We start from the raw sequence: 25624 nt of genomic DNA on the forward strand, positions 1-25624 counted from the left end.
CCACGGACTCCGGCATCGTCAGGGCCCGTGAAAGCACTGATCGCACTGGTGTCGGCCGGACTGGGGGCGACCGGGCTGCTCTGGTGGGTGCTCGGCCTGCCGCTCGGCGTCGACACCGCCGTCTACCGCGCGGGTGGCTGGGCCGTCCTGCACGGCGAACCGCTCTACGAGCACCTGCGGGCCCTGCCGGAGTGGACGCCGGAGCTGCCGTTCACCTACCCGCCGTTCGCGGCACTGCTGTTCACGCCGTTCGCCACGCTGCCCGCCCAGTTGTGCTGGTCGCTGCTCGCGATGACGGCCGCACCCGCGCTGCTGGTGACCGTCCGCGCCTTCACCGACGACCGCCGCTGGTGGCTGGTGCTCGGCGGGTTCGCGCTGTACCCGGTGTGGCAGGGCATCGGGCTCGGCCAGGTCAACCTGGTGCTGATGACGCTGGTGGTGACCGATGTGCTGGTACTGCGGGATTCGCGCTACCGCGGCCTGCTGATCGGGCTGGCCGCGGCGATCAAGCTGGTGCCGCTGATCTTCATCGGGCACCTGCTGCTCACCGGCCGCCGGACGGCCGCCCTGCGGGCGCTCGGTGCCTTCGCGGCCGCCACCGCACTGGGTTTCCTGGTGCTGCCCGAGGATTCCGTGCGCTACTGGACGTCCGCGATCTTCAACGACCACTTCGCCCAGACGAAGGGCTGGATCGGGAACCAGTCGTGGCAGGGGTTCGTCGCCAGGACCGCGCCGGAGGACTGGGGACTGCCGTTGACCGCCGGGTTCTGCGTGCTGGCGGTGTTCGCTTCCGCGCTGGTGGCCCGGCGCCTGCACCTCGCCGGGGACGCGCGTGGCGCGTTGCTCACCACCGCGGGCTGTGCCCTGCTGGTGAGCCCGATCTCCTGGACGCACCACTGGGTCTGGCTGGTGCCGCTGCTGGCCTTCCGGCCGTCGCTGCGGCTGCTCGCCCCGGTGTTCGCGCTGCCGGTGGCGATCACCGGCGAGCTCTATCTGATCACCGCGGTGGTCCTGCTCGGGGCCCGGGTGCGGGCCCCGAGCAGGCGCCTCACGCGCGCTCGATCGCTTCGATGATCTTCGGCCGCAGTTCCGCGGCGCTGATGATCGCGTCCACCGAACCGACCTCGACCGCGCGCTGCACGCTGTGCACCCGGTCGAACTCGGTGGCCACCTCGCTGAGCTTCTCCGTGCGGACCGACGAGCGGACCTCCGCGAGCCGCGTGGTCAGCGCGGCCCGCTCGGCACCGGTCGCCTCGGCCACGCGGGTTTCCAGCTCGGCCACCCGCGGATCGTTGGCCGTGCGGGCGTTCACGTCACCGGCGAAGACCACCGCCGCCGCCGGGGCACCGCCGATCACCGAGGCGAATGAGCCCTCCACGGCCAGCACGGTCATGTTCGGGTTCAGCGCCTTGGAGAACACCACGAACGCGCCGCCGTGGTACCGCGAGATCACGCAGAACACGATCGGGCCGTCGAAGTTGACGATCGCCCGGCCGATCTCCGCGCCGTACTCCAGTTGCAGCTTGCGCATCGACTCCGGCGAACCGTCGAAGCCGGACAGGTTGGCCAGCACCACCAGCGGCCGGTTGCCGCTGGCCGCGTTGATCGCCCTGGCCGCCTTCTTCGACGACCGGGGGAACAGCGTGCCCGCGGTGTAGGTGTCCGGCCCGTCGGTGGGCGGGAACCCGCGCCGCGGCACCGACCGCGACTCGATGCCGAGCAGGCACACCGGCCGCCCGCCGAGGTGCACGTCCTGCACCGCGGCGGTTTCCGCGTCGGCCATGCCCGCCCAGCGCTCCAGCACCGGGTGGTCCTGGTCGGACACCGCGCGCATCACCGTGCGGATGTCGAAGGACTTCTTGCGGTCCGGGTTGGTGGCCGGGGAGAAGATCTCGCCGACGGTGGTGAAGTCGCTGCCCTCGGCCTGGTGCGGGTAGCCGGTGACGTCGCGGTCGTGCGGGTCGGTGGTGCCGATCGGCCGCGGCCCGGACTCGCCGGGCAGCACGTAGGTGTGGTCGTAGTAGGACATCAGCAGATCGCGTGCCGCGGCCAGGTTCGGCGCCCAGTACTGCGCCTGCCCGTTCGGCCCCATCACCCGGTCGTAGCCGCCGATGCCGAAGTTGTCCTCGGCCGAGACCCCGCCGGAGAAGTCCAGCGCCTGCTTGCCGGTCAGCACCATCGCCGAGTCCGGGGTCATCACCAGGATGCCCTTGGTGTGCATCAGCATGGTGGCTTCGGCGTTCCAGTACGGCTGGGCGCCGACGTTGATGCCGACCACCACGATGTTGATCTCACCGCCGTCCTGGGTGAAGTGCACGATCCGCTTGAGCGCGGCCGCCACCCAGTCCATGTTCTCGGTGCCCGAGCCCATCGAGATCCGCGCGCCGGAGGACAGCGCGTACCACTCCAGCGGCACCCGCAGTTCCTCGGCGAGGTCGAGCGCGGCGATCACCCGCGCGCACTCCGGCTCGGACAGCGCGCCCAGCGACTTGGTCGGGTCGCCGAGCAGCACCACCCTGGTCATGCCCTCGGGGTGGCGGCGGGTCGGCGTGGTGACCACCCCGGCCACGATGGCCGCGGTGTTCCCGCCGCGCGGGCGGTCCACCGGCACCAGCTTGCCGTCTTCGAGGTCGTACTCGGTGAAGCTGCCGCCGTCACCGGTGAGCAGGCCGGTCAGCTCGTACGGGTACACGGTGCCGCGGCTGCTCGCGCGCAGCACCTTCTGCCGGTAGCTGTCCATCGGCTCGATCGGCTCGGTCTCCGGCACGCCCACGGTCATCCGCGCGCCGTGCCCGGCGTCGAAGCCGATCCGGAACGCGGCCTCGGTCAGCTTGCCGGTCTCCGGGTCACGGCGGCGGCCGACGAACAGGACCTCCTCCAGCCCGGCGCCCGCGGTGGTCGGCAGCACGCGCTGGGCGATGATGTCGACCTCGGCCATGGTCAGCTCGCTCGGCGGCCAGACGTAGATGAGGATCCGGTTGGTGCCCAGCCGCTTGCGCGCTGGGCGCTGCGACTGCACGGTGCGGATCGCGTCCAGGCAGGTGGCCAGGACCTGCTCCAGCGCGGGCAGCGCGTACAGCCTGCCCTCGCTGTCGCGCAGCGGGGTCAGGTCGCGGACCTGGGCCAGCGCCACCAGCCGCTCGTCGGCCGGGTTGGCCGGGGCCACGCACTGGAAGAGGTAGGCCTCCTCGTCCGGCGAGGGCAGGCGGGTCAGGTCGAAGTTGCTCAGCCGCTCCAGCTGCATCCGCTGCGCGATGCGCGGGTGCAGGCCGCGGATGAGGCGTTCCTCGGTGAAGCCCGCCGACGACGGCCGGAAGGTGAAGTGGTGGTGCATCACCGCGCCGCTGCGCCCGGCCACCGTGGTGGTCACCCGGCGAACCCGGCTCGGCAGGTCCTCGGCGGCGATCACCTTCCGCAGTTCCGCGGCCATCTCGTCGGCGTCCTCGGGCTGGCCGTCCCAGCTGAGGTAGAGGTCGGCGACCAGGTCACCCTTGTCCGCCAGCGCGCGGACCGCCGCGCCCAGCGAGGGGAAGTCGACCGCGGTGGTCACCACGTGCGCGGCGCCTTCGGCCCGCTGGCTCTCGGCGACCACGAAGGTGCAGCCGCCCGCCTGCTCGGTGCGCACGTTCGACAGCCCGCGGTTGCCGTAGTACCGGCGGGACAGCACTTCCAGCAGCGGCGCGTGATCCACGCCGGGGCGGCCGATGCGCTGCCCGAGCAGGCGCACCAACGGTTCGGTGCTGGCCACCATTTCGGCGATCCGCTCGGCGCGGTCCGGGGCGTCGGGGTGCTGGTCGAGGTGACGCAGGTGCTTGCGGACCGAGGTGTAGACCGCCGCCCGGTTGCGCCGCAGCAGCGGCTGGGCGAACCAGGTGAACACCACGCCGCGGGCGAGGTCGGAGACCGCGGGGTAACGCAGCTGCGTGGCCGCGATGAGGTGCTCGAGCGCCGGGCCGGTGTCGTCCCGCAGCGTGCCGCCGGGAGGGCCTTCCTTGAGCCACTGCCGCAGCAGCGTGGCCACGATGTCGGCACCGGCACCCGCTCGCTGCTGGGCCAGGAACACGCGGAAGACCGCGGTTTCCAGCTCGGTCGTGCGCTCCAGGTCGCCGACCCCGTAGTGGCCGAGAACCGTGGAGAGGCGTTCCTGGAAGGTCGCCGACACCCCGGCGCGCTCGACGTCCAGGCTCTGCAGGTAGGTGTGGAAGTACTCACGCGGGCTGTGCACCCGGGAGTCCGGACTGGACTCGTCGAGCGCCGGGCGGTTCCGGCTCAGCTCGGACAGGTCGGCGAAGACGGTGAGCAGATCCAGCTCGCCAGCCAGCGGACGACCGCCCGCCGTGACCAGTTCGGCGCGCGCGGCGAGGTAGCCGTTCAGCACGCGGCGGCCGTCGACCGGGTCCGCGTCGAAACCGAGCAGGAGGTTGCGCAGATCCTCGAGACCACGCGAAACCCGGTCCTGCGCGGGCACGCCGGCCGGTTCGGCCGGCAGGTCGATCGCCACGCTGTCGGTGGCGTCGTCGGCCTGGGCGTCGTCGTCGCCGAGCGGTTCCAGGCGCAGCAGCGGCGCGCCGGTCTCCACTTGGCTGCCCACCGAGACCGCGCACTCCTTGAGCCGCGCGCGGAACGGCGCCCGCAGCACGGTTTCCATCTTCATGCTTTCCAGCACCAGCACCGGAGCGCCCGCCTCGACCTCGGCGCCGACCTCCAGCGGCGTGGCCACCACGAGCGCGGGCGCGGGGGAGCGGACGACGCCGCCCTCGTCGCGGCTGATCCGGTGCGCCACGCCGTCCACCTCGACCAGGTGGATCGGGCCGTGGCTGGCCGAGACCAGGCGGAACCGCTGCCCGCTGACGGTGATCTGGCCGGTGAAGCGGTCGAAGCGGTCGATCTCGACGTCGGCCGCGTGCGGTTCGCCGTCGCCACCGGAGACGCCGACGCGGAATCGCTGCGGCCCGACTCGCGAGACCTGCACCTTGTAGCCGGCGCCCCGCAGCTTCAGCTCCAGCGGCCTGCCGCTTTCCAGCTGCACCTGCGGACGGCCGCCGTGCGCGCTGGACAGCAGCCGCTGCCGGGCGACCTCTTCTTCGTCCTCGTAGGCCTCGATGGCCGCGGCGGCCAGCGCGACCGCGGAGTTCTTGTGCGTGACCAGCCTGCCTTCGCCGCGGACGCGGTCGATCCAGCCGGTGTCGGCGGAGGCGTCGAGCACCTCCGGCTGCTCGAGCAGGTCGAGCACGAAGCTCTTGTTGGTGGCCCCGCCCTCGATGATCACCGTGGTCTGCGCCATCGCGCGCCGGAGCCTGCCGAGCGCTTCGTCGCGGTCGCGGCCGTAGGCGATGATCTTGGCGATCATCGAGTCGAAGTCGGCCGGGATGGTGTCGTTCTCGCTGACCCCGGTGTCCACCCGGATCCCGGGCCCGGCGGGCAGGTCGAGCCGGACGATGCGGCCGGGCGAGGGGGCGAAGTCGCGGTCGGGGTCCTCGGCGTTGAGCCGGGCTTCGATCGCGTGCCCCAGTTCGGCGGGCGGCTCGCCTTCGAGCTTGCCGCCCCCCGCGACGTGCAACTGCGCCTTGACCAGGTCGACGCCGGTGGTGGCCTCGGTGATCGGGTGCTCCACCTGCAAGCGGGTGTTCACCTCGAGGAAGGCGAACAGCTTCTCGCCGGGGTGGTACAGGAACTCGACGGTGCCCGCGCCGCGGTAGTCCACGGCGAGCGCGAGCCGCTCGGCGGCGGCCTTCAGTTCGGCGGTCTGCTCCACGGAGAGCACCGGGGAGGCGGACTCCTCGATGACCTTCTGGTTGCGCCGCTGGATCGAGCAGTCGCGCACGCCCAGCGCCCACGCGGTGCCCTGGCCGTCGGCGATGACCTGCACCTCGACGTGGCGGGCGCCGGTGACCAGGCGCTCCAGGAAGACCACGCCGCTGCCGAAGGCGCGCTCGGCCTCCATGCTGGTGCGCTCGTAGGCGTCGGCCAGCTCGTCGGCCGAGTTGATCACGCGGATGCCGCGGCCGCCGCCCCCGGCGGTGGCCTTGAGCATCAGCGGGTAGCCGATCCGGCCCGCGGCCTCGATCGCGGCCTCCAGGCTCTCCACCGCGCCGCGGCTCCACGGCGCGACCGGCACCCCGACCTCTTCGGCGATCAGCTTCGCGCCGATCTTGTCGCCGAGGCGGCGCATGGCCTCCGGGCTCGGGCCGACGAAGGTGATGCCGAGCTTCTCGCACAGCTCCGCGAACGCCGGGTCCTCGGCGACGAAGCCCCAGCCGACCCAGGCGGCGTCCGCGCGGGTCTCGGTCAGCGCCCGCCCCAGCACTTCGAGGTCGAGGTACGGGCGCGCCGAAGCCGGGCCGAGGCAGTAGCCGATGTCCGCCTCCCGCACGAAGGTGGCCGTGCGATCCGCGTCCGTGTACAGGGCGACGGTCTCGATCCGCCTGCCGGTTTCCACGGCGAGTTCGCGGACGGCGTGGATGAGCCGCATCGCGGCCTCTCCACGGTTGACGATGGCGACACGACTGAACACCGAGCTGAGCCTCCCAAGTCCCGCTGAGTACCCGTAGCCTCTCGCACACCGGCGGGTGGTTCCTATGTCGTCATCGGCGCATGGCGAGGGCCTGCTTTTGTAGGAACCCGCCAAAGGACACCCGAGCGCAGCCGGTGGCCAGCTCATTTCTTTGTGGCTGACCGACCACTGTCCGGTGTGAGGTTGGTCGCAGCGAGCCCGGCGAGCCCGTTGTCGTGCGCGAAGACCACCGCCTGCAGCCGGTCGCGCAGTTCGAGCTTCGGCAGCATCCGGGTGAGGTGGGTCTTCACCGTGGTCACGCTGATGAACAGCCGCTCGGCGATCTCGGCGTTGTTCAGCCCGCGCGCGACGAGCACCAGCACTTCGCGCTCGCGCCCGGTCAGCCGGGCGACCCTCGGATCGGGCTCGCGCGGCGGTGCCCCGCCCAGTTCGCGCGCCATCATCCGGTCGATCACCGAAGGCGCGAGCACGCGGTCCCCACGCAGCACGGCGCGCATCGCCACCAGCATCTCCTCGCCGCTGGCGTCCTTGAGCAGGAAACCGCCCGCCCCGGCGCGCGTCGCGGCGAGCACATACTCGTCGAGGTCGAAGGTGGTGAGCATGAGGACCTTGACCTCGCTGTCGCGGGCGCAGATCAGCTCGGTGGCGCGGACGCCGTCGAGCACCGGCATCCGGACGTCCATCAGCACCAGGTCCGGCCGCAGTTCTCCGGCGAGTTCGACCGCCTGCTCGCCGTTCTCCGCCTCGCCCACCACGGTCAGGTCGGGCGCGCTCGAGACCACCATGCGCAGGCCGCCGCGCATGAGCGCCTGGTCGTCGCAGATGAGGACGCGGTGGGTCAAGACGCCTCCAGCGGGAGTCGCGCGGTGACCCGGAACCCGCCGTCCCCGGCCGGTCCCGCGGTGAGCTCGCCCCCGAACATCGCCACTCGTTCACGCATGCCGAGCACACCGTAACCGCTGCCGTCCACCGCGCGTGCCCGCTGGATCCCGTACCCGCCGTCGTTGACCACCGACACCTCGATCTCCCGCGCGTCCTCCTCGGGTCGCCCGAAATCGACGGTCACCGCGCAACGGGCGCCGGACGGCGCGTACCGCAGCACATTGGTCAGCGCCTCCTGGACGATCCGGTGCACGGTCATCGCCGCTCCCGGAGACACCCCGTCGGTGCTGCCGAGCACGTCGAGCCGGGTGGCCACGCCGGCGATCCTGGTCTGCTCGGCGAGCCCGGCGAGCGCGTCCGGTCCCGGCTGCGGTTCGGTGCCCGTCCCGGTCTCCCGCAGCACGCCGAGCACGCGCCGGAGTTCGACGATGGCCTCGCGGCCGGTGCCGCTGATCGCCTTGAGCGCCTCGTCGACCGCGTCCGGGTCCTGCCTGCCGAGCAACCGCGCGCCCTCGGACTGCATCACCATGGTGCTCACCGCGTGGGCCACCACGTCGTGCATCTCGCGGGCGATCCGTGCCCGTTCCTCGGCGACCGCCGCCCGCGCCAAGGCGTCCCGCTTCTCCTGCGCTTCCCGTGCGCGCTCGCGGGCCTCGCCGAGTTGCTGCAACCGCACGCTCACCCCGTCCGCGACGGCGAGCGTCGCGATCAGGAACACCGTCAGTACGGCCAGCAGCACCGGCGTGGCCTGGGTGAGGCCGCCGAGTTTGACCGACCACAGCGCCGAAAGCACCACGGTGGCCCCGACCGCGGGCCAGAACGCGCGTCGCGGCCCGTAGACCACCAGTGCGTAGATCAGGAACACCAGCGAGAGGTTCGCCGGGAGCAGGGCGTCGCGGGTATCGGTGAACGCGATCTGGGCGGCGAACACGGTCAGCGCGAACGCGATCGCCGCCACCGGGCGGGTGCGGCGGAACGGCACCGGCAGGATCAGCAGCCCGCTGAGCAACCGGATCGGCCAGTCCGCGTACGGCGAGAGCAGCACCGCGGGCAGGGACAGCAGCACGAGCAGCCCGGTGAGCAACCAGTCGGTCACCACCGGGCGTGCCCGCACCCACGACAGCAGCCTCCGCACTCCGGCTACCTAACTACGCGTCGCGCTTCTTGGCGACCGAGATCGCCACGCCTAACAGGACGACGGCGAACGCGGCGAAGTAGGCGGCCGACCCCCAGTGCCCCAGTGGCCCGCCGTCGCTGCTCACCAGGTGCGCACCGGCGCGGAACGGCAGCCAGTCACGCACGGCCGGGCCGAACTCCGGGATCAGCCCGAGCAGCATCTCGCCCTGGAGCACCCAGCACAGCAGCAGCGCCAGCGCACCGGCGGTGTGGCGCAGCAGCACGCCGACGGCCACCGCGATCACCGCGGAGATCGCGTACAGCAGGCCGGAACCGAGCACGGTCCGCCAGTCGGCGCCCCCGGCCAGACCCGCGGTGCGGTCCGGCGCCAGCAGTTCGGCGGTCAGCCAGGCGACCGGCCCGGCCAAGAATCCGGCCAGCCCGGCGGCCACGGCCACCACCACCGCCTTCGCCGCCAGCGCCGGGCCGCGGGCCGGCTCGGCCTGGAAGGTGGCGCGGATGGTGCCGAAGCGGTACTCGGTGGTCACCGCCAGCGCGGCGAGCACGACCACCACCGCCAGCGCGATCTTGGTGCCGCCCTGGGTGTCGGCCACCGAGAGCTCGCCCTCCCCGGCGGTCGCCATCAGCGCCGCGGTGCCGACCACGATGACGAAGGCGCTGATCAGGCACCACCACGGCGAGCGGGTGGAGAGCAGTTTGACGCGTTCGGAAACGAGCAGGTTCATGGTCACGCCGCCTGGTATTCGACCGAGTCACCGGTCAGCCGGAGGAACGCCTCTTCCAGCGAGCCGCGTTGCGGGCTCAGCTCGTGCAGGGGGATACCGTTGTCGAAAGCCAGTTCACCGAGCCTCGCACTGTCCATTCCGGACACGAGCAGGGCGTCGCCGTCCCGGGAGTAGAGCGCGCGTTCGCGGCCGAGCACGGCCCCGAGCAGGTCGGTGCGCGGGGTGCGCACCCGCACCACGTTGTCGGCGGCGCGGGCGATGAACTCGTCGGTCCCGCACTGCGCGATCAGCTTGCCGCGGCCGATCACCACCAGATCCTGCGCGGTGAGCGCCATTTCGGCGAGCAGGTGGCTGGACACCAGCACGGTGCGCCCGTCGTCGGCGAGCCGGTGCAGGAACTTCCGCACCCACAGCACACCTTCCGGGTCGAGCCCGTTCACCGGCTCGTCGAAGAGCAGGATCTCGGGGTCGCCGAGGATGGCGCTCGCGATGCCGAGCCGCTGCGACATGCCGAGCGAGAACCCGCCCGCGCGCTTGCCCGCCACGTCGGTCAGCCCGACCGTCTCGAGCACCTCCGCCGCGCGCCGGCGCGGGATGCCGTTCGCCGCCGCCAGCCACTCCAGGTGGGCCTTCGCGGATCGCTGCGGGTGCACCCAGCGCGCGTCGAGCAGCGCGCCGACCGTCCGGAGCGGATTCTTGAGTTCCCGGTACGGGCGCCCGTTCACCAGCGCGTGCCCGCCGTCGGGCCGGTCCAGGCCGAGGATGACGCGCATGGTGGTCGACTTGCCCGCGCCGTTCGGCCCGAGGAAGCCGGTCACCCGGCCCGGCCGCACGGTGAACGACAGGTCGTCCACCGCCTTCTTCGAGCCGTACCGCTTGGTCAGCCCGGTGGTCTCGATCATCGAAGCTCCTTTCCGCCTCGACGCACACCGTGCCGTCTCGCGCTGCCCCAGCGCGTCGGCGCGCAGGCCGCACCTCGTCGTCCACGGAGACGACATCCGCGTACGACCGGGGGAGGACGCCGGGAGCGGTATGAGGAACGCACGGTCGGATCATGCGATACGCATGGTGAGCAGGAGTTCCGCCGAGCCGCCCTTACGGCGTAACGTTGAGCACCAGGTATGCCGGTGGTGGCCGTTTACGGAGGGGTTGGACACGATGCGCGCGATGTGGAAGGGCTCGGTGTCCTTCGGCCTGGTCACGATTCCGATCCACCTGTACGCCGCCACGGAGAACAAGAACGTCTCCCTGCGGCAGGTGCACGAGGAGGACGGCGGCCGCATCCAGTACAAGCGGTTCTGCACCGTCGACGGCAAAGAGGTGCCCTACAGCGAGATCGCCAAGGGCTACGAACTCGACGACGGTGAGATGGTGGTGATCACCGACACCGACCTCGCCGAGTTGCCACTGTCCACTTCGAAGTCCATCGACGTGCTGGAGTTCGTGCCGCTGGAGTCGATCGACCCGATCTACTTCGACCGGACGTACTACCTCGAGCCGCAGAAGTCGATGGCCAAGCCGTACGTGCTGCTGCGCGACGCGCTGCACAAGTCGGGGCACGTGGCCATCGCCAAGGTCGCGGTCCGCCAGCGTGAGTCGCTCGCGCTGCTGCGCGTGGTCGGCGATGTGCTGGTGATGACCACCATGCTGTGGCCGGACGAGGTGCGTGCCGCCGACTTCGGGTTCCTGAACGAGGACCAGCCGCAGATCCGCGACCAGGAGATGGCCATGGCCGGCTCGCTGATCGACTCGCTGTCCGAGCCGGTGTTCGAGCAGGACAAGTACCGCGACCGCTACCGCGAGGCGCTGGAGGCGCTGATCGAGGCGAAGGCGGCGGGCAAGGAGACCACCCCCGTGGCGGCGCCGGCCGAGGACGGCGAGGTCGTCGACCTGATGGCCGCGCTGCAGGCGAGCGTCAGCGAGGCGAAGAAGAGCCGCAAGACCGAGACCGCCACCGCGGAGACCGCCGAGAAGCCGAAGGCCCGCAAGTCCACGGCGAAGAAGAAGAGCGCCTGACGACACGCCGAGGACGGGGCGGTGGACGGGGTGCGACCGCCCTGGTGGTACGAAGGAACGATGGAATGCGCGACCTGTTCCGCGGGTCTCGACCACTGCCACGGCACGCTGGTGCTGCACTTCGAGGCACCACCGGAGTGCACCGAGCCGGGGTGCACTGATCTGGGCCGAGCCCGCCATCTGCTGATCATCGACTGCCGCAGCGTCTCCGGGGGCTGCGTCTGCACGGAAACCCACCTGGTCAGCGCCTGAGTCTCACTCCCCGCGCACGACCACCACGGGGCAGTCCGCGTGCTGGATCACGCTGGACGAGGTGCTGCCCAGCAGCAGCTTGCTGAGCCTGCCGTGCCGGTGCGCGCCGAGCACCACCGCGGCCGCGCCGACCTCGGCGGCGAGGCGCACCAGGGTGTCGGCCACGGTCACGTCGTCGGCCACGGCGTGGCCGGTGGCGTCGAAGCCGTGCTCGGACGCCAGCCGGGCGCCCCAGGTGGCCAGCTGGTGCGCGGATTCGTAGGCGGCCTGGTCCACCGCGAGGCCGGTGCGGATGTCGACCGTGGCCGGAGCGCCTTCCATGCCGCTGATCGGCAGGTTGAGCGGGGAGAACGCCTGCCCGGCTTCCCAGACGGTGACCACCAGTGCGCGCCGGGCGCCGAGCAGGGTGGCTGCCTCACGGACGGCGTGCTCGGCCGTGGGTGTGCCGTCGAAGCCGATGAGGATCCGGGCGTCGCTCATGGTGCGTCTCACCGTACGCCCTCGGCATTCGGGTGCAACTCACCGACCAGACCCTTGCAGGTTTCGTGCAGGACACGCATACTTTCGCCAGTCACAGCAAAAGTGATTCGCGCAGGCATCGTCGCCTCACCGTGCGTTGGCCTGCGAACTCTCCCTCCCCAGTAGTTCCCCCGGTAGTGCCACCGCAGTGAAAGGTGAGCGCGATGTCCGTTCGAAACCATCCCCGCAAACGCAGACCCGGCCGCTGGGCCGCGGCGGTGCTCGCCGTCGTGGCGGGCGGCAGCCTCGCCGTCGCCGCCCCGGCGGGCGGCAGTCCCGCCCCGGCCGCCGCCGCGCCGCCGACCACCCTGGCCACGACCTTCGCCGACGAGTTCAACCTCCCGGCGGGCACCCCGGTCGACGGCAGCAAGTGGCAGCTGGAAACCGGCGACAACGTCAACAACCACGAGCGGCAGTACTACACGAACAGCACGAACAACGCCGTGCACGACGGCCAGGGCAACCTGGTGATCACCGCGCGGCGCGAGAACCCGGCGAACTACCAGTGCTGGTACGGCCGGTGCGAGTACACCTCGGCGCGGTTGAACACCGCGGGCCGGTTCACCCAGGCCTACGGGCGCTTCGAGGCACGCATCAAGATGTCGCACGGCCAGGGCATGTGGCCGGCGTTCTGGATGCTGGGCAACAACATGGGCAGCGTCGGCTGGCCGGAGGCCGGCGAGATCGACATCATGGAGAACGTCGGTTTCGAGCCGTCCACCGTGCACGGCACCCTGCACGGGCCCGGGTATTCGGGCGCGGGCGGCATCGGCGGGGCCTACTCGATCGGCGGCCGGTTCACCGACGCCTTCCACACCTTCGCCATCGACTGGGCGCCGAACCGGATCACCTGGTCGGTCGACGGCAACGTCTACCAGACCCGCACCCCCGCGGACCTGGGCGGCAACCGCTGGGTGTTCGACCACCCGTTCTTCATGATCCTGAACCTGGCGGTCGGCGGGTACTGGCCAGGGGACCCGAACGGCAGCACGCCGTTCCCGAACCAGCTGCTGGTCGACTACGTGCGCGTCACCAACGACGGTGGCGGTGGCTCGCCGGGCGGGCAGATCACCGGTATCGGCGGCAAGTGCCTCGACGTGGCGGGCGCGAACACCGCGAACGGCACGCCGGTGCAGATCACCGACTGCAACGGCAACGCCGCGCAGAACTGGACCGTCGGCGGCGACGGCAGCATCCGCGCCCTCGGCAAGTGCCTCGACGTCTCCGGCGGGTCCACAGCGGACGGTGCCGTGGTGCAACTGTGGGACTGCAACGGTTCCGGTGCCCAACGCTGGGCCACCCCGGCGGCGAAGGACATCGTGAACATCGCCGCGAACAAGTGCCTGGACGTCATCGGCAACAGCTCGGCGAACGGCAGCCGCACGCAGATCTGGACCTGCACCGGCGCGGCCAACCAGAAATGGAACATTCCCGCCTGACAACGGCGTCCGCGGGAAGCAGAAGGAGCAGGGCCAGGCAACCCCTCGGCCCTGCTCCGCCCCTCCGAATGCTATGAGTGGGGCATTACTTGCATTGAACGCAAGTAATGCCCCACTCATAGCATTCGTCTTCCTCCACCTCGAACGTGGAACTCGGCTTCCCGAATGCGGGGTTCAGCTGCCTGAACGTGAGGTTCGGCTGCACGAACGTGCAACTCGCCCAGCACCCCATCCCCAGCGAGTCCCACACCCAGGCACCCGAACCCCACGTCCGTGCACCCGAACCTCACGTTCGTGCACCTGAATCCCACACTCCCGCACCTGAACCCCACGTTCGTGCAGCTGAACCCCACACTCACCAAGCCGGGCCCGGGAGCCGAAGTCCAGGAGGCACCCAGCCCCCTCCCTCACCCCGGTCCACAGCCCAGAACACGGCGGGGATTCCGGTGTCAAGGCAAGCTTTCCCGCCTTGACACCGGAATCCCCGCCGTAGTCACAATGAGAAGCCGGGGTGGCGCCGACAAACCGCCCCTACCGCACGAGCCGGTCCACCGGTACGACGGCGGCCATCGCGTCCATCCCCGCATCGTTCGGGTGCAGGTGATCCCCGGAGTCATAAGCGGCTCGGATGCGCGTCGGCTGCGCCGGGTCCGCGGTGGCCCGGTCGAAGTCGATGACCCCGTCGTACTCACCCGAGGTGCGGATGAACTTGTTCAGCGCCTGCCGGTCCGCTTCCCCCTCCGGCGTGTAGTACCCAGCGCCTTCGAACGGCAGCAGCGTCGCGCCGTACACGCGCAAGCCCAGCGTCTTCGCCCGCGCGATGAACTGGCGGTGCACCGTGATCAGGTCCTCGGCGGCCACTGCTCCTCGCGTGCCGCCGATGTCGTTGATGCCCAGCAACAGCACCACCGCGCGCACCCCGGCCTGCCCGCTGACGTCCCGGTCGAACCGCGCCATCGCGCTCTGCCCGGCCGGGCCCTGGTCGGTGAGCAGCCGCGCGCCGCCGATGCCGGTGTTCAGCACGCCGAACTCGGCCCGTTCCGGCCTGGTCAGCATCCGGGTGGCCACCCGGTCGGGGTAGCGGTGGTTGCCGTCCACCGTGGTGATCGCGCCGTCGGTGATCGAGTCGCCGAAGAACACCGCCGAACCCGCGCTCACCGCCCGCACGTCCACCCCGTCGAGCAGGAACCACGACGTGCCGAGCGCCGCGAAGCCGGTGCCCTCGGCGGCGGTCTCGTCGCCGGGCGTGGTCCAGTTCGTGGCGAACGCCGACCGGTGCTGGGTGAGCGGCCCGGTCGGGCCCGGCAGGTGCAGTGACACGCTCAGGTTCGCGCCGTCGGGCACCGACAACTCGATCGGGTCGGACACCCATTCCGCGCCGATCGGGATCGTGGTCGTCCGCTCGCCGCCGAAGCGGACCTGCCGCAGCGTGTCCTCGTCCACCCGCGAACCGCCCTCGGCGTGCTGCACGGCGACGGTGGCCGCGCCGATCGCCAGCGGCGCGGTGCCGAACACGTTGGACAACCGCAGCCGGAGTTCGTCGCCACCGACGGAAAGGTGCACCACCTGGCGCAGCGTGGTGTCGGTGAGCCCGGTCTGGCCGGTGCCCGCGGAAGCCACGGTGACCCCGGTGGTCCACGAGCCGACCCACGCCGGTCCCGCCCGGCCTTCCGGCGCGGTGGAGGCGCCGGGCGCGGCGGTGAACAGGAGCACCCCGGTGGCCGCGAGCACCGTGCCGCGGCGGAGCCAGAACCGTCGGGTCAAAACGCGAGCTGCTGGCATGCCGATCCCCTCAAGGCCGGTGGCTGCACTCCGGACCACGATTTTCCGGCGCCCGCCGATGATCGTCAACCGCCATCACGGCCGAACACCGTCGGCGGACGGTCCCGGCAACGCGTGTCCGGCGACAGGCTCCGCGCCGCGACCGCATATCGTGTTGGCGCGATCGCAGGAGGTGCGCCAGACCGTGCAAGGGGTCGACTACTACGAGCTGCTCGGGGTTCCCGAGAGCGCGTCGGCGGCGGAGATCAAGTCGGCGTACCGGGCGCTGGCGAAGGCCATGCACCCGGACGCGGGCGGGACCTCGGACTCGTTCCGGCAGTTGCGCGAGGCCTACGAGACCCTCGCCGACCCGGAACGCCGGGCGGAGTACGACTTCGGCGAGCCCGAAGAGGTCCAGCAGCCCGAGCCGGTCCAGCCCGCCCGGTACCGCCGCTGGGAGTTCGAGGACGACTACGAACCCGCCTGCCCGCACCTGGAGGCCGACGAGATCCCGTGGTGGCCGCTGGTCGACGCGCCGGGGGACCGGCTGCCGCGCGAGGGCCGCGGGCACGCGCCCTGGCTGCTGGTCGCGGCCGGCGGGCTGGCGATGTGCCTGCCGATCCTGCTGCCGCTCGACGTCACCGCGCCGGTGGTGGTCACCTGGGTGGTGCTCGCCGCCATGGTCAGCGCGGCGTGTGCCTGGCTGGCCCGCGGGTACGCCGCCGATGTCAAGGCGGAGAAGGAACTGACCGCGGAGTTCGGCGACGCCGCGGTGTTCGGCCGGACCGGCACCGACCCCGACCAGATCGGCGAACGGCTCACCGCCGAACTACTGGACCGCTACCTGACCAAGCTGCCCGGCCTGCGCGTGTTCCACAGCCTGGCGTGGCCCGGCTCGGTGTTCGCCGACACCGACCACGCGATCCTGTCCGGCAGGCGGCTGGTGCTGATCGAGTCGAAGGTCTGGCCGCCGGGCCACTACGCGCTCGACGACCTCGGCGAACTGACCCGCAACGGCAACCGCTTCCGCGGTGGCGGCACCAAGCTCCCCGAGGCGATCGCGGCGTTCCAGGACCTGCTGCCCGAGGTCGAGGTGCGTGGCGCGATGGTGCTCTACCCGAACCGGCCGGGCGAGATCACCACCGAGGACGACGACTGGCTCGCCCCGCCGATGACCCCGGAGCAGTTCGTCTGGGAGATCGGGGACTGGCTGGCGGAAAAGCCCGCCGCGCTGGACCCGGTCACCTTCCGCACGCTGCGGGCCCAGGTCGTCTGAGCTCAGCTGTAGGTCCAGTGGCCGAGCCAGGCTTCGCGCCAGGCCACCGTCAGCTCGGCTATCCCGTCCACTTCGGACTGATCGGCCTGGTGCTTCCAGGCGTCTTCGAGCAGCGCGCACATCCGCGACTCGCCGCGTTCCACGCCGGTGCCGCCGAAGCGTTCCACCACCGCCCGCGGCACGCCCAGCTTTCCCTTCCCCCGCACGACGGACTGCTCGGTCGCCCGGCAGATCAGGTACTCCACCGACACCGCCGCGGCGTCCTCGCCGAGCACCTCGCGCAGTGCGCCGTGCAGGCAGTCCAGCGGTGCCGCCAGCCCGTCACCGGAGAAGGCGATCCGCCACGACACCCACACCGCCATGATCTCGCCCGCCACCGGTGGCCGGTAGTCGAAGGCCGGACCGAGGAAGGTCTGGTAGTCGCTGGCCGGGTGGGTGCGGTCACGATCGGCGGGTTCGTCGGGGATGGCGTGCAGGCCGAGCCGGAAGAAGAGCTTGCGCAGCAGTTCGTGCGGGCGTGAGGGCACGGTGTCCGCCGAGAGCAGCTTCGTGAGGATCTTGTTCAGCCGTTCCGCGGTCACGCCCTCGATGGACAGCTGGAAGTGGATGAAGGCGAGGTCGTCCAGCGAGGTCCCGGTGCACCCGGCCACGCCCACCTGCGGATACCGCTGCAGGAAGGCGATGATCGCGTGCGTGGAGCCGATCCGGGCCGGTCCGGCGCAGGTCAGCGGGAGGCAGGTGCTCATCGGCTTGGACCCGGTGGCCGGTCCGGTGCGCCGCACGTCCCGGCACACTTCGAACCAGTTGCCCGGCCGGTGCCCCGGCCGGGTGTCGGCGATCCAGAACCCGAAGCCGTAGTCCTCGCACAGCGCCCGCAGCCGGTCGCCCAGTTCCAGCCGCCGCTCGGCGGAGGCGTCCGGCAGCGCGATCGAAAACCGCACGGCCAGCGAGGAACACGGCGACGGCGACTCCTTGCGCGTGCGCAGGTCGTGCCCGCGGGTCTTCACCACGGTCGGCAGCTGGGCCGGGCACTGCAGGGTGAGCAGCGGCGCGCCGGCGACCCTCGTGGCGACCTCGGAGATCTCCTTGGTCAGGTCGCGGACCGCGATCCCGTGCCAGTCCTGGGCTTCGGTGGCGAGCCGGTCGATCACCACGAGGCCTTCGAAGGTGCGCGCCGACTCGTAGATGAACGTCGGGTTCGGCAGCGCGGTGTCGCGGAAGAGCCAGCCCTCGGTCAGCGGTTCCGGCCGGGCGCCCCCGCGCGGGCCTTCGGCCGAATCCTGGCTCGGCCCCTCGGTCGCGGCCCTGGTGCGCGTGCCGATCACCACGCCACCGCCGTTCGCCGCCGAGCACAGGGTCTCCACGAAGACCGAGTCCGGCGACAGCGCCAGTTCGTGCAGGTAGCCCGGCCGCGCGGCCACGTGGTGCACCTCGTAGTCCACCTGGGTCAGCGACTGGCGCGCGATCTCGAACCCGGCCCTGGCCAGGTCGGCGATGGTGCGGATGGAGGTTTCGCTCATCGGAGGCCTCCCGCCGAGTCGAACCGGACGTTCGGTGGCAGCGGGGTCTTCGCGACCGGACCGTTCCCGGCCCACTTCGGCACGCCGATTCGGCTCAGCGGCATCCGCTCGTCCCGCCACGACCGCAGGCTGAACAGGATGAGCGCGGTCAGCACCGGCAGCGCCACGGCGATGGTGAGGAACACCTGCACCACCTCACCGCTGCTCTGCGCGGCGATCGCGGCGGCCAGCCCGGCGGGGGAGACGATGCACAGCTGCCCCAGGGTGCGCGGCAGGGTCCGCAGGTAGGCGGCCACCGACCGGCGGGGCGGCAGGGTGAGGCGGGTGTAGAGGAAGCCGGGTACCAGCAGCAGCATGGTGATCACCGACTGCCCGTCGCCGACCTTGCCCAGCGCCTCGGTCGCCGCCCGCCCGTACGGCAGCGGGCTGCCCACGAGCAGCCAGCCCAGCACCCACACGGTCGCGGCGACCGCGAGCGCGTAGAACATGACGCTGCGCGGCCCGGCCTCGCCGGAGTCCTTGAGCACCAGCCCGGCACGGATTCGCACCTGCTCGCCGTAGCCGCCCTCGCCCGCCGAACGCCGCCAGTACGCCTGCGCCTGGTTGTCGGTGAAGTTGCCGACCACCACCAGGTCCTGGCCGAGTTCGCGGCGGCTGACCTCGTCGGCCGCCGCGCGCAGGTTCTCCCCGGTGACCTCGGGATGCCGCAGCAGCGCGTTGTCCACGTCGTTGCCCGCCAGCCGCACCGCCTCGCCGGTGGTCGCGGCGGCGGCCAGGCGGTGGGTCACCGGCAGCGCGGACTCCGGCAGTTCGACGCCGGACCGGCTCCCCTCCCACTTCCGGCGCCGCAGCAGGTCGGCCAGCTTGCGCAGCACGGTCTGGGTCTGCAGTTCGAGGATCTTGCCCGCGGCGGTCTTCGTCGCGGTGAGCGGGCGCCTGCCCAGCGACCTCAGGTCGGCGGCCAGGCCGCGCGCGAGCGGGCCGTCGGCGTCGGTGGTCAGGTACATCCGGGTCAGGTCCACCTCGGGCGCGGTCTGCACCACCAGGTGGTAGGACCGCAGCGTGGCCGGGATGACCGTGTCGTAGCGGGCGAAGTAGCCGCTGTGGCTGGCCCGCACCCGCCGCCAGTGCTCGGCGAACCGGCGCGGCCGGTCGGCGCTGACGTACAGCGGGGTCTCGTAGTTCAGCCGGTGCTCGTCCACGGCGTCGTCGAGCGCGATCACCAGCAGGTAGTCGCGGACGGCCACGTCGAGCAGCCGCGCGTAGTCCCGCAGCAGGTGCCCGTAGCCGTCCAGGATGCCCAGTGCCATGTCGCGGCACTGCCTGCCGTGCCCGGCCACCATGCCCTCGGCGGGCGGGTGGGTGAACTGCTCGGCGGGGTGGTCCCGTTCGGTGAGCAGGGTGAGCAGCGCACGCTGGATCAGCCACCGCGGTTCGTGTAGCCGGAACAGGAACGCGCTGAGGTCCTGCTTGGGCGAGTTCGCGTTCTCGTCGCTGGCGAGGATGCCGCGCAGCAGGCGGTAGAGGCCGGAGGCGAGCAGCCGCGAGGTCTCGTGCTGGGTCAGGCGCGGCAGTTTGTCGCCGGCGCCGTCGTAGACGTCGACCGGGGAGACCCCGCTGCGCGGCAGCCGCGCGATCGGCACCCAGAGCGTGGTGCCGCCGGGCCGGGAAACCGCGCGCTCACCGTGTTCCCGGCCGATCAGGTGCTGCAGGTTCGCGGTGGCCTGCCGCTGGCCCTCGTCGAGCAGTTTGAGGCTGATGTCCACGTCGGTGGTGCGCCGCGCGGTGCCGTGCTCGACCACGGTCAGGCGCTCGGTCAGCCGCCGGACGTGGTTGAGCCGCAGGGCGGTGTCCAGCAGGGCCAGGCCGACCGCGGCGCCGTTGTGGGACAGGCGGGGCGGGGCGCCGGGGATCGGCACCGTCTCGATCGCGTGCCGCAGGCTCGCCATGCCGTCCACGCCGGACCGCCCCCCTCACCCTCGCGAACACCGTTCATCCCACATAGGTCGGCGCGGTGGCAAGCGCGTCACGGAACCGGGTGAGGCGGTCGTGGTCCACCGGCGCGAGCGCGGGACCCGGTTCGCCGGTCCAGCCGGTCACCGGGCTGATCCCGTGCAGTGAGTTGACCGCCCAGACCTCGGTGCCTTCGAGGTCGGCCGTCAGCGCCCATTCCTCGCTCAGCGGGATACCGAGCTCGGCGACGGTCACCGAGGGCAGCACCGGGAGGTTGCGCGCGGGCGCGCAGAGGTGGTCGCCACGCCACCAGAGGAGCGCGGCGTTCGCGGCCTCCAGGACGCAGCCGGACTCGTCGAGCAGGAGCGCGTCGTCGGCACCGGTGTCCTGCGCACGGGCCCGGAGTTCGGCGAGCATCGGCAGGTCAGGGCCCTTGATCCGGGGGTGGGTGCGGACCACCGGCTCCGCCGGGATCCAGAGGCGGGTTTCCGGTCGCGGCGGGGGAGCGGGGCGCAGCCAGAACACCAGCGAGCCGTCGGCGTGCGCTTCCACCCGCGGGAACCAGCGCTCACGCAGCGGCAACTCGGCGACCACGGCCGCCCAGAATCTGTCCACAGAGGACTCATGGATCCTGGCGATGGTGGTGGCGCCCCTGGTGAACCGGGCGCGGTGGCGGCGCAGGCCGCGGACGGCACCGCGGTCGAGCAGCCAGGAGTCCACCACCAGAGCGTCCGTGGACGGAACTTCGGTGGGCACCAAGCCGCCGGCCCACGTCCACCGGCGGCGATCGTTCACCAGGCCAAAATACTCGCGGACGCCGTCAAAGTCTCGGCTCCGACGCCCTCGGCTTCGGCCGGTGACGAGTGACACGAAGGTGGCTTCCGGGGCAAAAAACCCCCCGGAAGCCACCTGTGCCTAGTGGTCCCGGTGCGTGGCCAGCTGCGCCAGCGTCTCCAGTCCGGTGGCCGCCCGGCTCTCCGGGCGGGCCGCCCGCAGCCTCGATCTCGCCTCGCCGAGCAGGTCGTCGGCCTGCACCCGGCTCCACGCCCGGCCACCGGCCAGTTCCACCAGCTCGGCGGCCCTGACCAGCCCGGCCTCGGTCAGCTCCGCCGCGTGGTACAGCTCGGCCAGCTCCCGCCCGGCCGGGGTGCCCGAGGTCAGCGCGGACACCACCGGCAGCGACTTCTTGCGGCTGCGCAGGTCGTTGTGCACCGGCTTCCCGGTCACCGACGGATCGCCCCAGATGCCGAGCAGGTCGTCGATGAACTGGAAGGCCAGCCCGAGCTGGTCGCCGAACAACCGCAGTTCGCCCGCCCGCTCGGTCTCCGCACCCGCGGCCAGCGCCCCGAGCGCGCAGGAGGCACCCAGCAGCGCGCCGGTCTTGCCCTCGGCCATCCGGACGCACTCCGGCACCGTGACGTCCATCCGCTGCTCGAAGGACAGATCGGCGATCTGGCCCTCGACCAGGTCCTGGACCGCCGCGCTGAGCACGCGCAGCGAGGGTTGCCCGCTGTCGGCTAGCACGTCCATCGCCAGCGTGAGCAGCGCGTCCCCGGTGAGGATGGCCGCGCCGGTGCCGAACACGTGCCAGGCGGTCGCCCGGTGCCGCCTGGTCGTGTCCCCGTCCATCACGTCGTCGTGCAGCAACGAGAAGTTGTGCACCAGTTCGACCGCCACCGCCGCCGGGATGGCGTCGCCGCCGCCCATCGCCTCGGCGCAGAGCAGGACGAGCGCGGGCCGCAGTGCCTTCCCGCCGTCGCCGTCGCCGGGCTTGCCGCGTTCGTCGAGCCAGCCGAAGTGATAGCCGGCGATGCGCCGCAGCGAACCCGGCAGGGTGTCCACCGCCGCCCGCAGCGCCGGTTCGACCGAGGTCCGGCTCCACGCCAGGATCTCGCCCGCCGTGCGCACGTCGCCGATGGTTTCCACAGTGGACATCGCAGTCGCCTTCCGGTCAGCGGGTGATCTCGGCGTTCTCCAGCACCCCGACCGCGTCGGGCACCAGGATCGCCACCGAGAAGTAGGCGCTGACCAGGTAGGAGATGACCGCCTGGTCGTTGATCCCGGTGAACCGCACGCTCAGCCCCGGCTCGTACTCGTCCGGGATGCCGGTCTGGTGCAGCCCGACCACGCCGTGGTTCTCCTCGCCGGTGCGCATGGCCAGCACCGAGGAGGTGCCGCCGTCGCTGATCGGGATCTTGTTCGACGGCAGCAGCGGCACCCCGCGCCACGCGTGCACCGGCTTGCCCTCGAGCTGCTTGCCCTCCGGGTAGATGCCGCGCTTGTTGCACTCGCGGCCGAAGGCGGCGATCGTGCGCGGGTGCGCCAGGAAGAACTCGGTCTTGCGGCGCCTGCTCAACAGCTCGTCGAGGTCGTCCGGGGTGGGCGGCCCGGTGCGGGTGTGGATGCGCTGCTTGAGGTCGGCGTTGTGCAGCAGGCCGAAATCGCGGTTGTTGAGCATCTCGTGTTCCTGCCGCTCGCGCAGGGCTTCCACGGTCAGCCGCAACTGCTGCTCGGTCTGGTTCATCGGCTGGTTGTAGAGGTCCGCGACCCGGCTGTGCACCCGGAGCACGGTCTGGGCCACGCTGAGCTGGTACTCGCGCGGGGACTGCTCGTAGTCGACGAAGGTGGTCGGCAGTTCGGCTTCGCCCTCGTGCCCGGAGGCGAGGCTGATCTGCGCTTCCCCGTGCTTGTTCTGCGCCTTCTTCGGGTCGGCGCGAATGCGGTCCAGGTGCGCACGCAGGTTGTCGGACCGGTCGAGGAAGGCCTCGACCTCGGCACGGGACAGCGACAGCACCGTGCAGGGCGTGACCGCCTTGATGGTGAACTCCCAGATGCCGTCGCCTTCGAGCAGCACCGAGTTGCCGAGGTGGTCCCCGTCGGCGAGCACGCCGAGCACGGTCTGGTCGCCGTACTGCCCGGTGCCGATCTTGTTGACCTTGCCGTGGGCGATGAGCAGCACCTGGTCGGCCTGGTGGCCGAACTCGGCGATCACGTCACCGGGGGCGAACTCGTGCTGGCGGAACCGGTCGGCCATGCCGGTCAGCACCGCTTCGTCGTCGGCGTCCTCGAAGTCACGCAGCGCGGGCAGTTCCCGCAGCTCCTGCGGGATCACCCGGACGTCGGCCCCGGTGTTGGTGAAGGTGACGCGGCCGTCGCCGACGGCGTAGCTGAGCCTGCGGTTCACCCGGTACGAACCGCCGGGCACCTCGGCCCACGGCAGCACGCGCAGCAGCCAGCGCGGGGAGATCCCCTGCATCTGCGGCACGGACTTGGTCGTGGTGGCCAGGTTCCGCGCGGCCGCGGTGCTCAGGCTCTGCCGGCTCGGCGGGCCGGTGTCGACCTCGAGCTCGGGTTCGGTGACTGTCATTTCGCTCCCCGGTTCAGTGCTGGTGCTGGTGCTGGTCGGTCGGGCTGGGTCGGGTCTTCCGGGCGGACTCGATCAGCCGTCGCGGCCGATCTCCACGTTCTCCAGCACGCCGAGCGCGTCGGGCACCAGGATCGCCGCGGAGTAGTAGGCGCTGACCAGGTAGGAGATGATCGCCTGCTCGTTGACCCCCATGAAGCGGACCGAAAGGCCGGGCTGGTACTCGTCGGGGATGCCGGTCTGGTGCAGCCCGATCACGCCCTGGGCCGCTTCGCCGGTGCGCATCAGCAGGATGGAACTGGTGTTGGTGTCGGTGACCGGGATCTTGTTGCACGGCAGGATCGGGATCCCGCGCCACGCGGGCAGGCGGTGCCCCTCGATCTCGGCGGCGGACGGGTAGAGCCCGCGCTTGTTGAACTGGCGCCCGATCGAGGCGATCGTGCGCGGGTGGGCGAGGAAGACCGCCGGGTCCTTCCACACCACGGCGAGCAGCTCGTCGAGGTCGTCCGGGGTGGGCGGCCCGCTGCGGGTGTGGATGCGCTGCTTGAGGTCGGCGTTGTGCAGCAGGCCGAAGCTGCGGTTGTTGATCATCTCGTGTTCCTGGCGCTCGCGCAGCGCCTCGATGGTCAGCCGCAACTGCTGCTCGGTCTGGTTCATCGGCTGGTTGTAGAGGTCCGCGACGCGGCTGTGCACCCGCAGGACCGTCTGCGCCACGCTGAGTTCGTATTCGCGCGGCGAGAGTTCGTAGTCGACGTAGGTGGACGGCAGGTCGGGTTCGCCCTCGTGCCCGGAGGACAGGTTGATCTCGGCTTCACCGTGGTCGTTCTGCGGGCGCGTGCGGCAGCTGAGCGAGCGCTGCACGTGTTCGCGCAGCAGCTCCGAGCCGCCGTTGAGCTCGCCGAGCGACTGCTCCCGCAGGGTCAGCACGATGCAGGGGGTGACCGCCTTGACGGTGAACTCCCATTCGCCCTGCTCGCCGGCGAGAACCTGGTCGCCGAGGTACTCGCCGTCGGCCAGCACGCCCAGCACGGTCTGGTCGCCGTAGCGGCCTCGGCCGATCTTCTCGACCTTGCCGTGGGCGATCAGCACCACCTGGCTCATCGGCGTGCCCGCCTCGGCGATCACGTCGCCTGCCTGGTACTCGTGCTGCTGGAACCGCCCGGCCAGCGAGACGAGCAGTTCGTCGTTCTCGAAGCCCCGCAGCGTCGGCAGTTCGCGGAGTTCCTGGGGGATGACCCGGATTTCCGAGCCGATGTTGGTGAAGCTGACCCGGCCGTCGCCGAGGGTGTAGCTCAGCCGCCGGTTCACCCGGTACGCCCCACCCTGTGCCTGCACCCAGGGCAGCACCCGCAGCAGCCACCGCGAGGAAATGCCCTGCATCTGCGGCACGGACTTGGTGGTGGTGGCCAGGTTCCGGGCGGCCTTGGTGCCCAGGCTGGACTGGGGCCGTCCCTCCCCGACACCCGGCTCGACCGATTCGGTCACAGTCACTGCGAATCCACCCATCTCTGGTTCGGAACAGTCGGAACAGTTCGGCACCGGTTTCCACGGCACCCATCGGCGGGTGCCGGCGGGTGCCGGCATCCATCGGCACGACGAAGAACCGCGCGCAATCCGCCCATTCGCGGACCGGCCGGTAGTGGAGGTTTCGGATGATTTGCCGTGTCGATCCCCGGTGGTCGACAGCAGCGACGTTAGCACCGGCTCAACTGACGCGGGAGTCACTCGAAAGGGCTTTCGGGCAGATGTATTAATGCACCCGGGAAATCCCCCGGAATGACACTGACCACTATTTTTCCGGTACGCACGGTAGCGTGCGGCGCCCGCCGGGCCACGGACGGCTCAGTGGAGCACCCGGTGATCGGCTGAACGGGGGCCTCGCGGGCCCGCCCGGCTGACTTCCGCTGGGCCGAACGGGCTGCGCCCGGCGGCCGGGTGGGGGTGCCGAACCCACTGTCTCGAATGGAGTGTCAACCCGGTGGGCGGGTGATTTCGGTGACGGTTGGTGAGCGCGGGCGCCCCGGTCGGCCTAATCGCCGGTCGGTCGGGGCTTCCGCGCCGGCCGGAGTACTCGTCCCGGTTCTCCGGCGGCCGGGTAAATGGTCCGAAACGGTGGTCGATCATGGGCCGGTTCACCGACCGGATGAACTGCCTCATGCTGGCTTGTGACCCAGGGTGCCGATCGATAACTTGTGTTCGCGATCTACCCCGCGAAGGGGCGGTCGCCGGTTTCAAACCAGGCGCGGTCAGTTCGGAAAACCCTTGG

At 71.3% G+C, this 25624-nt stretch carries 18 protein-coding genes; 5 read left to right on the forward strand and 13 right to left on the reverse strand.

Annotated elements, in window-relative coordinates:
* Positions 1-27: 27 nt before the first annotated feature.
* Positions 28-1074 carry a glycosyltransferase 87 family protein gene (locus tag JOM49_RS22900; RefSeq protein ID WP_209666293.1) on the forward strand — a complete coding sequence of 349 codons (1047 nt, stop codon included), beginning with the start codon at positions 28-30 and terminating at the stop codon, positions 1072-1074.
* Here the strand turns inward: JOM49_RS22900 and JOM49_RS22905 are convergent.
* The 5 genes from JOM49_RS22905 to JOM49_RS22925 form a co-directional block, all read right to left on the reverse strand.
* The gene (locus tag JOM49_RS22905; RefSeq protein WP_209666294.1) at positions 1049-6514 is read right to left on the reverse strand and encodes an ATP-binding protein; all 5466 of its coding nucleotides are present in this window, start codon (positions 6512-6514) and stop codon (positions 1049-1051) included. The genes JOM49_RS22900 and JOM49_RS22905 overlap by 26 nt on opposite strands.
* 143 nt (positions 6515-6657) lie before the next feature.
* The gene (locus JOM49_RS22910; RefSeq protein WP_209666295.1) at positions 6658-7356 is read right to left on the reverse strand and encodes a response regulator; all 699 of its coding nucleotides are present in this window, start codon (positions 7354-7356) and stop codon (positions 6658-6660) included.
* Positions 7353-8531: a sensor histidine kinase gene (locus tag JOM49_RS22915; RefSeq protein WP_209666296.1), complete on the reverse strand. Its 1179-nt coding sequence runs from the start codon at positions 8529-8531 to the stop codon at positions 7353-7355. The genes JOM49_RS22910 and JOM49_RS22915 overlap by 4 nt, the downstream gene beginning before the upstream one ends.
* A gap of 13 nt (positions 8532-8544) precedes the next feature.
* Positions 8545-9258: a hypothetical protein gene (locus JOM49_RS22920; protein WP_209666297.1), complete on the reverse strand. Its 714-nt coding sequence runs from the start codon at positions 9256-9258 to the stop codon at positions 8545-8547.
* Positions 9259-9260: 2 nt separating this feature from the next.
* On the reverse strand, positions 9261-10160 hold the full coding sequence (locus JOM49_RS22925; protein ID WP_209666298.1) for an ATP-binding cassette domain-containing protein: 900 nt from the start codon (positions 10158-10160) through the stop codon (positions 9261-9263).
* A gap of 256 nt (positions 10161-10416) precedes the next feature.
* On the opposite strand from JOM49_RS22925, the gene ku reads away from it, so the two are divergent.
* Together ku and JOM49_RS22935 are read left to right on the forward strand one after the other, a co-directional pair.
* A complete protein-coding gene (gene ku, locus JOM49_RS22930; protein ID WP_209666299.1) occupies positions 10417-11274 on the forward strand; it encodes a non-homologous end joining protein Ku in 858 nt (285 codons plus the stop codon).
* A 60-nt stretch (positions 11275-11334) separates the two neighbouring features.
* Positions 11335-11526, forward strand: coding sequence for a hypothetical protein (locus tag JOM49_RS22935; RefSeq protein WP_209666300.1), 192 nt, complete (start codon positions 11335-11337; stop codon positions 11524-11526).
* 3 nt (positions 11527-11529) lie between these two features.
* Here JOM49_RS22935 and JOM49_RS22940 read toward each other — a convergent pair whose 3' ends face one another.
* On the reverse strand, positions 11530-12006 hold the full coding sequence (locus JOM49_RS22940; protein ID WP_209666301.1) for a universal stress protein: 477 nt from the start codon (positions 12004-12006) through the stop codon (positions 11530-11532).
* 203 nt (positions 12007-12209) lie between these two features.
* Between JOM49_RS22940 and JOM49_RS22945 the strand changes: the two genes are divergently transcribed.
* Positions 12210-13484 carry a glycoside hydrolase family 16 protein gene (locus JOM49_RS22945; RefSeq protein WP_209666302.1) on the forward strand — a complete coding sequence of 425 codons (1275 nt, stop codon included), beginning with the start codon at positions 12210-12212 and terminating at the stop codon, positions 13482-13484.
* A 531-nt stretch (positions 13485-14015) separates the two neighbouring features.
* Here the strand turns inward: JOM49_RS22945 and JOM49_RS22950 are convergent.
* Entirely contained in the window at positions 14016-15248 is a 1233-nt protein-coding gene (locus JOM49_RS22950; RefSeq protein WP_245369429.1) for an SGNH/GDSL hydrolase family protein, read from the reverse strand.
* 172 nt (positions 15249-15420) lie between these two features.
* Between JOM49_RS22950 and JOM49_RS22955 the strand changes: the two genes are divergently transcribed.
* Complete coding sequence (locus tag JOM49_RS22955) at positions 15421-16521, forward strand: J domain-containing protein (RefSeq protein ID WP_245369430.1); 1101 nt, start codon at positions 15421-15423, stop codon at positions 16519-16521.
* Positions 16522-16523: 2 nt separating this feature from the next.
* Here JOM49_RS22955 and JOM49_RS22960 read toward each other — a convergent pair whose 3' ends face one another.
* From JOM49_RS22960 to JOM49_RS22985, 6 genes are all read right to left on the reverse strand, one after another.
* Positions 16524-18041: a hypothetical protein gene (locus JOM49_RS22960; protein ID WP_209666304.1), complete on the reverse strand. Its 1518-nt coding sequence runs from the start codon at positions 18039-18041 to the stop codon at positions 16524-16526.
* Positions 18038-19990, reverse strand: coding sequence for a hypothetical protein (locus tag JOM49_RS22965; protein ID WP_245369431.1), 1953 nt, complete (start codon positions 19988-19990; stop codon positions 18038-18040). The genes JOM49_RS22960 and JOM49_RS22965 overlap by 4 nt, the downstream gene beginning before the upstream one ends.
* Before the next feature lie 43 nt (positions 19991-20033).
* Complete coding sequence (locus JOM49_RS22970; RefSeq protein WP_209666306.1) at positions 20034-20789, reverse strand: aminotransferase class IV; 756 nt, start codon at positions 20787-20789, stop codon at positions 20034-20036.
* Between the two features lie 120 nt (positions 20790-20909).
* Positions 20910-21929 (reverse strand): family 2 encapsulin nanocompartment cargo protein polyprenyl transferase, encoded by a 1020-nt coding sequence (locus tag JOM49_RS22975; protein ID WP_209666307.1) that lies wholly within the window; start codon positions 21927-21929, stop codon positions 20910-20912.
* Positions 21930-21945: 16 nt separating this feature from the next.
* Positions 21946-23361, reverse strand: a complete 1416-nt coding sequence (locus JOM49_RS22980) for a family 2B encapsulin nanocompartment shell protein (RefSeq protein WP_209666308.1) — start codon at positions 23359-23361, stop codon at positions 21946-21948.
* Positions 23362-23433: 72 nt separating this feature from the next.
* Positions 23434-24864: a family 2B encapsulin nanocompartment shell protein gene (locus JOM49_RS22985; protein WP_209666309.1), complete on the reverse strand. Its 1431-nt coding sequence runs from the start codon at positions 24862-24864 to the stop codon at positions 23434-23436.
* Between the last annotated feature and the right edge of the window lie 760 nt (positions 24865-25624).

The sequence above is a fragment of the Amycolatopsis magusensis genome (genome assembly GCF_017875555.1).
Taxonomy (GTDB): domain Bacteria; phylum Actinomycetota; class Actinomycetes; order Mycobacteriales; family Pseudonocardiaceae; genus Amycolatopsis; species Amycolatopsis magusensis.